Origin of the sequence: Streptomyces sp. NPDC002580, assembly GCF_042889485.1 — a bacterium.
Taxonomy (GTDB): Bacteria; Actinomycetota; Actinomycetes; order Streptomycetales; family Streptomycetaceae; genus Streptomyces.
In genome coordinates, this window is the sequence record NZ_JBIAQZ010000020.1 from 1 (window position 1) to 11,418 (window position 11,418).

Sequence of the window (11,418 nt, forward strand, 5' to 3'; positions counted from 1 at the left end):
TCGCCAGCTCACGGACTGCCGCGTACGAACCGGCGAAGCCGATCCCGGCGATGACGACCGCACCGGCGACGACCACGCCGATGAGAATCTTGTGCGGGCGGCCGAGCCTGGCAGGGAGCACCGTTCCAACGGTGTTGTGCTGCCGGGCCTTTCGGGCGGCTGTGCTCATAGGATCGGCTCCTGTCTTCGTCTGCTGTGCAGGAGCTCGTCGATGAGCTGTTCCGTTTCGGTTTCCAGGGAGCAGTCGAGAGCGGCGTTGATCTGCTGGATGCGGGAGATGGCGGTGTGTAGGCCGATTCGGTTTCCGGCTGTCGATTCCAGGACGAGCAGGTCCCGGTAGAGCAGCTCTGCCGCCTCGTCGACGTCGAGCCCCGTGGTGATGGCCCTTCGCGCGGCGCCGAGGTTCTGCTGTGGGCCCTTGGGCGTGCGCAGGGTCGCCACGGTGTGGGCGACATCGATGATCCGGGTGATCATTTCCTGCTGGTGCGGCTCCGCCCATGCGGGGGGCCGTGTGCCGAAGGGCCGGCCGCGTACCAGGGACAGGGCCTGCTCCAGGTCGGGCAGCCCGTCCTGGCCGTGGGGGAGGGCGCCTTCGGCGAGCTGGACGAAGCGCGTCCAGTCGCAGCGCACGCCGTCGGCCAGTCGGTAGGGGGTGTTGCCATCGTGGCGGCGTGGCACGTACGGGTTGCCGTCCTCGTCGTTGCCCAGAGCGCGGCGCAGTCCTTGAAGTCGGGCGTTGAGGGTGGCGGGTGACCAGGGGCTGATGGGGTCCATGGCGGCGCAGAGCACGTCGGCTGTGTGGGCCGGGCGGAAGTAGAGCAGGGCGGCGAGCTGGCCGGAGCGCGGCCCGTGGCCGGTATGGGCAACCCCGTCCACCTCCACCGGCCCCAGCACCCGGATCTCCGGCCCGAGCCGACTCTGCACGGCTTCTTCGCTCTCGGCGTCCTCGACAGGCCCCGAGGCGGGCTGTGTTGCAGGTGGCTCGGCGGTGTCTGCCCCGCCGGTATGCCCACTGGCCTGCAGGACGCCGGTGCTGGCAGACGAGGATGCCCCCATGGACAGCGGTGGCAGTGCGGTGGGATCCACGGAGGCCTGCAGCAACGCCGGGAACACAGCATCGTTGCTGTCCGCGTCCGTACCAGCCGGTGCCGAGCTGCTGCGGCTGGGCGCAGGAGTCGTGTGGGCGTCGACGGCTGGCTCTTGATGCCTACCGACGGCCTGCTCCTTGGGGGCGGGCTCGCCGGGAATGTGCTGCCAGGCTCCCTGCGCGGGGTGGGCGGGCTGACCGGAGACGGCGAGTGCGGTGACGATCTGCTGGTAGGCGGCGTGTTCCAGGCGCTGTACCAGGATATCGGTGCCGAGCGGGTCGAAGCGCTGTGGTGTTGGCGCGGAGACGGCGAGGATGTCCGCCTCGGGAAAGTGGCCTGCGGTGGTGCCGACGGCCGGGGCGATCAGTGAGACCGGGATCGGCAGGTTCTTGCCGAGGACGTCGGCGAACTGCCAGGCGGTGTCGTCGTCCAGGGCGCTCGCGCACAGCACCACATACGGGTGGTGGGCGGTTTCGGGCATCTGGTGGACCTCCAGCAGCCGCTCGGTCAGATCGCGCAGGGCGTGCGCGGGTTGGCGCATGTGCGCGATCCGGGAGTTCGGCAGCAGGGTCGGCAGGTCCTCGCCGAATCCGACGGCGACGATCTCGACATCCTGCGCCCACGGGCTCATGCCCAGCTCGAGGGCCAGCGACGTGCACACCTCAGTGACGTGCACCGGGTTGCCGTCCAGCAGCAGGGCGGGCAGCCGGGCGAGATCGGCGAGGACGAGGTCACCGGAATCGGTGCTGCCCACGGTGACCAGGGCCGGGCACGGAGCGGGAACCGTACGGGCCTGGTCCTCGGCCAGGAGCGCGGCGTCCGGATCGAGCTGCCACCATCCGGCTGCTCCCGCAGCGAACGGAGCCTGTGGCACAGCTGCGGGGCCCTCGGGCAGCACGTGCACCGTGCGGGCATCGAGCCGTGCTCCCCGCAACGCAGGCACCTCCCGGCCATCTCGATCCGCACGGCGGGCCATGGTGCGTAGCACCACGTCCAGGCGGACCGTGCCCAACGGTTCTCCAGCCGCAGCAAGCTGCGCCTCGGCCGCAGCGGTCTCCTGCGCGATGGCGATGGTCTCGCCCGGTGTGCGGCGCCTGCGCTGCAGCGTCCTGCGCAGCGCGAGGGCCGCGGTGATGGCGGCCGCCAGCAGCGCACCGGCCCCCGCAACGGTACGCAGACTCAACACACCACTGTCCGGGGCCGGTTGGAGGGTGCCGGGCGAGGCGGAGGACGGTTTTGGCTGCTCAGGGACGGCGCTGCCGGTCGGCGGAGTGCTCGGGGCGGACGCGTCGGGTGCGGGCGCCGTGGTGGGTGGGGCGCTGTGGCCCGGTGTCGCGGAGGGAGCATCGTCGCCGTCCCGGCCTGCGCCGGCGGGCGCCTTGCTGCCGTCGTGATCGCTGCCCGGGCGGTCCGAGGGCGGGCCGCCGGGGCGAGGGCGGGTACCGGGCACGGTGACCTGCTGCCCTGGATGAATCAGGTCGGGATCCGTGATGGCCGGCAGTCCTTTTGGCTGCGATGTGCCGCGGCTGGCCTCGAACAGGCGGGGCCATGCGGTGGCGTCGCCGAGCTGGTCCTCGGCGATCGCCGAGAGGGAGTCGCCGGAGCGGACCGTCACGAGGCGCTCGCCCTTCTCGACACTCACGGCCCCGCGTCCCTCAGTCTGCGTCCGCAGCCCCTGACGCCCCGACTGCTCCGGCATGGCCAGCGTCCAGCCCGGCTGCAGGAAGCTGCTGGAGGTGAAGACGTGCCCGCCCGCCATGGTGTGTCCCTCGTTGAGGTCGGCGATCTCCCGCCACCGCTCCCCGGCGCCCAACTCCCGTTCCGCGATGCTCCACAGGCTCTCCGCGGGACGTGCCTCGCGCACCGTGTACGACGGACTGGACGCGGAGGTGCTCGCGACGAAACGCGGCGGATGATGACCTGCGGGCGAGGCCCTCGGTATCGAGGTGGCGTGGCCGGGGATGCGGCCGGCTGCGATGGCCGTTGCGGCCTGCGCGTCCGAGGCGAGGGCTGAGCCGGTGGGCAACAGGACCAGGATGCTGCCGACCAGCAGAGCCGCGGCACGCTGGGAGGTGCCCAGACCGCGCGGGGCGTGCCAGCGGCGGCCGCGCAGCTGCGCGGCCAGCTCCCGCAGGGTGCAGAACGTGAACTGCGCCCACCCGATCCAACCGGCCGCAACCAGCACGAGCAGGCACACGGAGCCGGTGTCCTGACGGTCCAGCAGGTGCGCCAGGTCGTCGTGGCCGGATGCCCAGATGACCGGGGTGGCCCAGCCCAGCAGCAGGGGCAGCCCGAGGACCGCGCCGACCAGCGTGAGCAGACTCAGCACCGCGCTCAGAACACGGCCGGCCGTGCGGCGGGCCGCGGTGGGGGAGCGGGTGGCGCGCATCAGGGCCCTTCGTCCGGTGCGGTAACGCCGTGCAGGAGGGTTGCTGTGCCGCGGCCGCTCACCTGGAGCGAGCCGATCCCCACGGCCGACAGGAACGCGGTGTCGTACGTGCCGGTGACGGTCACGGTGAGCGTCTTGCCGTCGCCGGACACGCTGACCGCGCCGACGGAGCCGACCGAGCGCAGGTACGCCTGCGCGGCTGCCTGAGCATCCTGAGGGTCGACGGCAATCGCGCGGCCGGTGACTGCTTGGGCGGGGTCGATGGCCTGCCCGCCGGCCCGGGCGGCCTCACCCGCCACATAGTCGGCGCGCTCGGTGGCAGCCATCGTGCCGCCGCCGTCGACGGCGATGCCGATGATGCCGATCAGCACGAGGACGCACACGGCGACGAACACCGTCACACCCCCCGTGTCGGCCCGTGAGCGCCGCACTTGCCACCCGGTCATCACGCCGCCCTCTGCCTGAAGGCATCCACAACCGACGTTGCGGTGGCGCTGAGCGTGCGGGCTCCAGGGGCCCCCGGGAGCAAGAGGTCGGAGAGCTCCACGGTGCACGTCACAGTCACGGTGACGGTGCCGACCTGCCCGACCGGCACCATCACGCCGCCGACGTCGACGCTGACGGACGTCGACCTGCACGCGATGCCCTGATCGCTGAGCGACTCGGCGGCCGCCGTCCGGGCAGCACGTTGTGCGGCCGCCGCGGTGCGGTGGATGGACGCCTCCCTGGCTGCATCCTCCGCCGCCGCATCGATCTTCGCCCCGGAGACGACGATGCGTCCGCCGGCGAGGGCCAGACACAGGAACATGATCAATGCCGGGAGGACGACGGCAGCCTCGATCGCAACACTGCCGACGTCGCCACCCGGCCGGACCGGCCACTTCGGGTGCACGCTAATCACTTCCCGCAACGGACCACGCTTCGATCACTCCGGACGCGGACTGGGTGACGTGAAGCCCGGAAACACCAGGAATCATGGACTGGGCCCTTCCGCTCACCTGCACCCGAATCCGCTGCCCGTCGCTGCTCGCCGCCACGGTGGAGCCGAGCAGGCTGTCGCCAGCGGTCCTGTCGAGCACTTCGCGCGCCCGGGCCGCCCCCTCACCCGGCCCGGCCTGGTAGGCGCGGGCGGCGCCGGCACCCTCACGGGCAGCGGTCAGAGCGATCTGCCGGGCGTAATACCACAGGGACGCCTGGATCACGGCGATGGTGGCGAGCAGCACGAACGGGAAGACGATCGCCATCTGGATGGATGCATCCCCCCGGTCATCACCCCAGCGCCGCCCCTGCCACCAGCTGCCCAGCCGCTCGGGACGGGACATCACAGGCCGGAGAGCTTGCCGTTGTACTTGGAGATCACGACAGCGATGCTTCCCGCGATGAGCACGGCCCCGGTGACGGCCGCGACCCAGATGATGACGGTGGTCGTGCTGATGTCACCGCGATCCGGCTGGCGCCTGGCCTGCTCCAGGCCGTCCTGCAGGCGGCTGGTCAACTGGTACACGGCACGGTAGGTGCGGGCTGCGGTGTCCTTCATGTCCCTCTTCCTTTGCCTCTTGGATGCGTGAGTGGGGCGGAGCCGGTTTCTCAGACAGTGAGCATGCGGATCACTGCGGGGAAAGCCATCAGGAGCATGACCAGGACGGCCAGGAGGGCGCCGGGAGCGGTCATCTTCTCGCTGGCGGTGTTCGCTTCCGCAGCCTGGTTGGCCAGGAGTTCGGCGTTGAGCGCGCCGGTGCGGGCGCGTAGTGCCTTGTAGACGGCGGCGCCGTCGGTGGCGGAGCCGCGCATGATGTCGGCGACGTCGCCCAGAGCGGGCAGGTCATACTCGGCGGCGAGCTCCCGGAGCGCCTGGTACGGCGGGATCTTCTCCAACCTGGCCCGGCGCAGCGCGCCCTGCAGATACAGGAAGGGCCAGCCCCGGCCGACCTCGGCGGCCTTCTCCAGCGCCTCGGCAGGGCCGGCGTCGGCGGCGCGCTTGAGCGCGACCAGGTCCAGATAGGCGGACAGGGCGTGGGCGAATTCCTCGCGGGCTCGCCCGGCCTGGTCGCGCACCGCCAGGTCGGGGGTGATGAACAACAGACCCGCCACGAGCAGGCCGACGGCGGCGGGCACATAGAACGGCACACCGATCCCCGCGATGATCCACGGAGCCGTCGCGATCACCGGGCAGAGCAGGCCCAGCACGGCCAGTGCGGTCTTCTTCAGCAGGAACTGCCCGGGCCCCTGCCCGAGCAGCGCCAGGTTCTTCGTCGGGATCCGCACGCCGGGCAGGCGCTCCATGCGGGCCAGCAGCCACCGCCCCCACACCTCGTTACGGTCCAGGTCCGGCTCGGGCATGGCCAGCGTGGCCGGTGCGCTGCGGGCGAGCGCGGCCGCCAGGGCGGGCTGCGGGCGCAGCAGTTCACGTACCAGCAGGGCCAGGCCGGCACCGACCGTGCCGCCGGACACCACGACGGGAAGCAGGTTCACGGTGTGGCTCCTTCGGACAGCCGGCCGGCCTCCTGCAGCAGGGCTGGCTGCGGCACGGGGACGGGCAGCCGGACGGCGCTGGCCGGGTCGGTGACCAGAAAACGGGGGATGCGGCGGAAGGTGCCCAGCTGCCGCATCAGAGCGAGGACACCGACGAATCCGGCTGTCAGGAAGGCGAGGACGAGCTGTCCGAGCAGGGTGGAGTAGGGCCGGGTGTAGGACGGCACGAAGAACCCGGCCACCACCACACCGACGGTGATGACCGTCATCCATCGCACCGTGGTCCGCGGCTTCGCCCGGTCGGCTTCGATGGCCCGCTTCTTGGCGACCTCCTCACGCACCGTGCCCGCCAGATCCTCCAACGCCTGGGCCAGGCCCGGGCCGCGGTCGTTGACGGACAGGATGAGCGCGGCGACCACCTTGTCGGCGGTGACGTCGTCGAGTTCCCCGGCGAACGCGCGGAGCGCTTCTTGTGGCCGCCAGCCCAGCCGCAGCCGATCGGACAGGTCGGTGATCTGCTCGGCCAGCTCCTCCGGCGCCCCCTGACGGCTGGTGATCATCGCCTGCTCCAGGCCCATGCCCAGACGAAGCAGCCCGGCCAGCCGCTGAGTCCACTCCGAGAGGCCCTCCAGCTCACCGATACGTTCCTGCGCCAACTGCGTTGGAGCGATCAGCCAGGGCACGCCGGCCACCGCCGCACCGAGCAGCGCGCCGCCCACGAAGTTCCCCGAGACCAGCCACACCGCAACGAACACCACGACCGCCGCAGCAGCCAAGGTCCTGCGGCGCAGCCGGGCGTTCCCGCTCTGCGCCGCCCCACCCCGCCGGGCCTGCCATCGCCTGCGCCACGCAGCCCGGCGCGGAGCAGCTGTGCCCACCGACCCGGCCACGACGCCGATCAGCCCGGCGACCAGGGTCATACCGCTCAGCAAGGCCCACAGCAGCGTCATCACCCCGCCACCACCTTGAGCGCCAGCGGTCCCGGCCAGGCCCCGTACGGCTGCTGCAGCAGACCAGAGTCGAAGCCGACGCGGCGCAGATCATCGACGCAGCCCGGATCCATCCGCGGAACCGCCCGCAACTCACCGAACTCCGTACCGGGGGAGAAGACTTCATTGGTGGCGGGGCGGCCGTTCTCACCGATCCCGGTCAGCTCCAGGACGTGCGAGACGTAGCGGTGACGGCGCCCCCCGATCTGCGTCTCATCCGTCATGTCGACGTAGACGACGAAGTCCAGACCGTTCGCGGTCTGCCGGTAGGCGAGCGCCTCGGACAAGTTGTCCTGGGCGAGCGCGTACAGCTCCGCGATCCGGTCGAAGACAATGTCCGCCCGCCGCGCATGGATCGTGCACAAGTTGCCACCCGATCCGTTCGTCAACGCCTGCATCATGGCCACGACCTCAGGTCCGCGGACCTCGCCGACCACAATCCGCTCCAACGACATCCGCAACGCCGGCTGCATCAAATCCAGCAGCGTCACCTCACCGGCGCCGCGCCCGGTGACGTCCTTCTCACCGTTGGACTCGCGGCCGATCAACGAGACGACCTGACGGTGGTAGCCGTTGGCGTGAGCGAACAACTCGTCCTCGCTCTGGACCGTGGCGAACCGGCACTCCGGGTCGAAGTCGCGGAGCATCGCCCGCAGCAGAGTCGTCTTCCCCGCCTTCTGCTTACCCGCGATCATGATGTTCTTCTCCGCACGTACACACGCGCCGAGAAACTCCCGCAGGACCGGGTCGATCGTGCCAAGACGCACCAGGTCGTCCAGGCCGGCATGGGAGACACGGTGCCGGCGGATGACCGCATACGTCATCGGCCCCAGCCCCGTGATCGCCTGAAGCCGCGAACCGTCCTGCAAAGACAGAGCAAGAGTGGGACTCGCGGTAGAGATGGTCCGCTCGTTGTGCCCCGAACCCCGGGCCAATTCCCTCAGCAGCTCCAGGAGTTCCTCTTCCGAGTCGGCGATCGGCCCGACCATGCGACGCTCACCGTCGCCGTAGTCCAACCACACCTCCCCGGGCCCCTGGATGATGATGTCCTCCACCCGCTCATCGTCCAGGTACGGCTGCAAGCGGCCCGCCCGGAACAGCAGGTCATACACGCCCCGGCGCAGCGCCTCGTCCTGCTGTGGTGCCATCGCCTGGGCGTCCGACCACAAGGCGACCGCCTCATTGATCCAGTCCAGACAGCGCTGCTCCTCGCTCGCCCGGTCCATATCCGGCGTGCTCTTCAGCAGCTCCTCACGCTGCTTGGCCACCTGGGCGGCGATATGCCGGGCAACCCGGTAATCGACTGTTACCTGCGGCGCCGAACTCCCCAACGCATGCGGAGCGGACGCAGCCCCCGCTGCCTCGGCCGGGCGAGGCGGCGGGACCACGGTCGGGTCGGCGTGCAGCGGCCTACCGCGCACCAGGCACCCCCGAAGCGAACGCACCGCGTGGATCCAGACGGGCACGGCGGACAGCAGCCCGCTGCACCAGCAGGACACCGACCGTACGCGCCGCCCTCATCAGCTTCGACTGAAGAAAGTGCCGCGGCTGCTCAGCACCGTCGGACAGCACCTGGGCATCTGATGGGGCGTAGGGCAGCGTCGCGACCACCGGAGCCTGCAGCACCCGCTGAACCTCACCCGCAGGGTAGGGACCCTCGTCGATGACCAGCAGCCCGACGTCCCCGACCTGCTCCTCCAGCTGCCGCACCCGGCCCTGCGCCGCCTGCAGACAGCGAAGCGTGTTGCGCACCACTACCAGCACGGCGTCGGCCTGCTCAGCCAGGACACCGGAAGGGCCGAACGCCCCGCGCCGCCCCAGATCGAGCAGGACGTCGTGGCCGTGGTCCGTCTCGATGCCGCGGAACATCCGCGACAGGGACTTCCACACCGGACTCAGACTTGCCGCCTGGGCGGAATCGGTGACGCCGGGCAGCAGCAGCCGGTCGGGCCGTGAGTCCTGCTGGCCGTCCTCGCCGCTCAGGTCGATTAGCTGGCGCCAGAACGCCTCACCGAACTCGCCCTTGCGGGCCGCGACCGACAGATTGTGCAGCCCGTACCGGTCACCGAGCGTGCCCTGCAGCAGTCCGTGCAACACGGCCCCGCCGTCCGGGTCGCACTCGGCCAGAATCATCCGCCGCCCCGGCTCTAGCGGCCAGGCCAGCAACAGCGCGAGCGCGCTCGTCGTCACACCGGGCGCACCGCTACACCCTGCCAGCGCGATCACCGCCATCAGCGGCCGTCCGGAGCAGAGAGAACCAGGCGTAACTTGCCTGCCGACACCCACGCCGCGACGGTCGGACCGTCATCGGCCGACGTAGCCACATCGACGACCACGATTCCGGAGCCCGGTGCCGCATCGGAAGCCTTCACCACCCGGCCGGACAGCGTCCGCGGCGGGTCGTCCGACGACTTGTCCGTCTCGACCTCGCCCTGCGCGGGCACGTGGACGAGCCCGACCTTCTGGCCCGGCACCAGCGCCGTGGCGGGGATTTGCTCCGGCTTCAGCCCGATCGGCACCAGTTGCTCGCCGGGCTTCATGAGACTGTCCTTGGTCACCTGGGACGGGGCAAGGAGCGAGCCGGGCCGCAGCTCCACGGCAGCCCGTTTGCCCACCACCTGATCGAGGTCGCTGGCATGTACGGCCTTCACCGCCGGGTCCAGAGCTATAGAAGCCTTGCCTAAATCCTGCTCGGTGAGGACCTGGCCGACCTGCACATTGCGGACCACAGTGACGACCTGGGTGCGGTCTCCGACCTGGAGCAGCAGGACGACAACTCCAGCGCCCCCGGAGGCGATTAGCCCCAGCGACAAGGCGATCACGCCCGGCCGGCGACGGCGGGCTGACACTCTTGGAGGAGCAACAGGTGCTGCTACGCGTCCCTGTTCGGGTATTTTCTTCGGGCTGGTTGTGTCTACGTGCTCCTGGGTTCTACGCACCGTTCTGTCCTTCCGGCGGCTTCACCTGACTACCTGCACTTCGCCTATCGCTACCTGCACGTTGGTCTGCCGGACTTCGGTGAGCTGGCCGGCTGCTCCACCGCCCTGCCAGTCGATCGCCCACGTCGAGGTCGCGGTGAGCTGGTACTTGTGGCTCTGAGCATCAGTCGAGGTCTTTGAGTAGACGTGTCCGCAGGTGGGTGACTGGGCCATGCCCTCAGAGGCCAGGTAGGGCGTACCAGGGCCGCTACACGTCACGCTGATGCCGTCACCCATCCGCCACACGATTTTGGATACCTTCGCGGTCGCGGTGACGGTGATTCCGCCCGCCGATGCCGAGGCCGTGTTGGGCCCGAAGGTTGTGGCGCTCTGGTTCACCCACATCCACATTGGGACGCCGACCGTGTACATCCCAGCAGCCCTTGGGCTGGCCACATCGGGACCCAGTAACTGCATGCTGTCGACGGCTTGTTGAGCTAGCACCGCTGGATCAACCGTTGGGACGTTCGCCCCAGGAGCGGCGGCGAATAACGTCGTCAATCCATCGCCGCAAGTCTGCTCGTAGACGATCTTTCCTTTGCCCCCATAGAAGAGGCTGCCGAGAGGCGGCTGAGGATCTGCCTTGCGTACCGTGCATCTAGACCCTTGGCCCCCACGGGAGGCTTGCTGTCCTTGTCCGGATCCCCGGCCGTGGCTGCCTTGGCTCCCATGGGTTCCGACGCCCACGCAGAACGACATCAGATCGCAGTTGCCCTTGCTGATGTCCGGGTCGTCGCCTGCGTAGGCTGGGGCGGCGCCTGCGACGACTAACGCGGAAGCCAACGTTAGCGCGTGGGCACGAAGGCTCAGCACGGCTTCTCCTCCGGGGTGACTTTGACGATCACCCAGTGGCCGTACCACTTCTCCGCAACGACCTTGGTGACATATTGGGTCAACCGGCCCTTGGGAAGGGTGACTTCTTCACCGCTGGACTGCCTGATGAGTTTCCACTGCGAGACATCCGTGCAATCGGTGAGCAAGCCCTGAGGCACCTGACGCTTTGTGTTGACAGAGGTGACCTTGGGGGTCAGCGTCGGTTTGCCGATGGCAATGAGCCCCTTGGCCTTGAGAGCGTTGACCTCAGTCTCAGTAGCGGCGTAGGCCTCGGCGACGGCGTACGTCTTCAAGCTCGTTCCTTTGACACTGGCCTTCGCGTAAGCCGCGACCTTCTCGTCCCAGTACCTCCGGTAGGCCCTTTCGATGGGGCCTTCGGCATCTGTGTTGGGTGGCGCGATGGTCTCGGCTGATGTCGACGGGGAAGGAGCTGCCGAGGATGCTGTCCTTTTGGTGCTCCCGTCCTTGGCGTCGTTGCCGCTACACGCCGCAAGAGCGACGGTGAGGCAGCCGATGAGAGAGGTGAGTGCCGCCTTTCGGACGCTGCAGTTCCCCATTTGATGCCGGACTGGTGTCACGGTGTCTCCCCCGTACGGCATGGTGCGAGTCGGGACGCTGTCGATGCCGCCGCCTGCGGAAGGCGGTGTGGCGTTGCCGGTCACACGCTG

At 69.6% G+C, this 11,418-nt stretch carries 12 protein-coding genes; all 12 read right to left on the bottom strand.

Features of this window, described 5'->3' with window-relative positions; translation table 11 throughout:
- Positions 1-165 precede the first annotated feature (165 nt).
- Complete coding sequence (locus ACFYW7_RS36890; protein ID WP_389510676.1) at positions 166-3,477, bottom strand: LysM peptidoglycan-binding domain-containing protein; 3,312 nt, start codon at positions 3,475-3,477, stop codon at positions 166-168.
- Positions 3,477-3,923: a TadE/TadG family type IV pilus assembly protein gene (locus ACFYW7_RS36895; protein WP_389510678.1), complete on the bottom strand. Its 447-nt coding sequence runs from the start codon at positions 3,921-3,923 to the stop codon at positions 3,477-3,479. The genes ACFYW7_RS36890 and ACFYW7_RS36895 overlap by 1 nt, the downstream gene beginning before the upstream one ends.
- Complete coding sequence (locus ACFYW7_RS36900) at positions 3,923-4,369, bottom strand: TadE/TadG family type IV pilus assembly protein (RefSeq protein ID WP_389510680.1); 447 nt, start codon at positions 4,367-4,369, stop codon at positions 3,923-3,925. Before ACFYW7_RS36900 ends, ACFYW7_RS36895 begins: the two co-directional genes overlap by 1 nt.
- Before the next feature lies 1 nt (position 4,370).
- Positions 4,371-4,799 carry a TadE family protein gene (locus ACFYW7_RS36905; RefSeq protein WP_389510682.1) on the bottom strand — a complete coding sequence of 143 codons (429 nt, stop codon included), beginning with the start codon at positions 4,797-4,799 and terminating at the stop codon, positions 4,371-4,373.
- Entirely contained in the window at positions 4,799-5,014 is a 216-nt protein-coding gene (locus ACFYW7_RS36910; RefSeq protein WP_389510684.1) for a hypothetical protein, read from the bottom strand. The genes ACFYW7_RS36905 and ACFYW7_RS36910 overlap by 1 nt, the downstream gene beginning before the upstream one ends.
- Positions 5,015-5,064: 50 nt before the next feature.
- A complete protein-coding gene (locus ACFYW7_RS36915) occupies positions 5,065-5,949 on the bottom strand; it encodes a type II secretion system F family protein (RefSeq protein ID WP_389510686.1) in 885 nt (294 codons plus the stop codon).
- On the bottom strand, positions 5,946-6,899 hold the full coding sequence (locus ACFYW7_RS36920) for a type II secretion system F family protein (protein WP_389510688.1): 954 nt from the start codon (positions 6,897-6,899) through the stop codon (positions 5,946-5,948). The genes ACFYW7_RS36915 and ACFYW7_RS36920 overlap by 4 nt, the downstream gene beginning before the upstream one ends.
- The gene (locus ACFYW7_RS36925; RefSeq protein ID WP_389510802.1) at positions 6,899-8,359 is read right to left on the bottom strand and encodes a CpaF family protein; all 1,461 of its coding nucleotides are present in this window, start codon (positions 8,357-8,359) and stop codon (positions 6,899-6,901) included. Before ACFYW7_RS36925 ends, ACFYW7_RS36920 begins: the two co-directional genes overlap by 1 nt.
- Entirely contained in the window at positions 8,349-9,170 is an 822-nt protein-coding gene (locus ACFYW7_RS36930) for a hypothetical protein (RefSeq protein WP_389510690.1), read from the bottom strand. Before ACFYW7_RS36930 ends, ACFYW7_RS36925 begins: the two co-directional genes overlap by 11 nt.
- Complete coding sequence (locus ACFYW7_RS36935) at positions 9,170-9,760, bottom strand: SAF domain-containing protein (protein ID WP_389510692.1); 591 nt, start codon at positions 9,758-9,760, stop codon at positions 9,170-9,172. The genes ACFYW7_RS36930 and ACFYW7_RS36935 overlap by 1 nt, the downstream gene beginning before the upstream one ends.
- A 138-nt stretch (positions 9,761-9,898) precedes the next feature.
- Positions 9,899-10,255: an ATP/GTP-binding protein gene (locus ACFYW7_RS36940; RefSeq protein WP_389510695.1), complete on the bottom strand. Its 357-nt coding sequence runs from the start codon at positions 10,253-10,255 to the stop codon at positions 9,899-9,901.
- A gap of 467 nt (positions 10,256-10,722) precedes the next feature.
- A complete protein-coding gene (locus ACFYW7_RS36945; RefSeq protein ID WP_389510698.1) occupies positions 10,723-11,412 on the bottom strand; it encodes a hypothetical protein in 690 nt (229 codons plus the stop codon).
- Positions 11,413-11,418 lie beyond the last annotated feature (6 nt).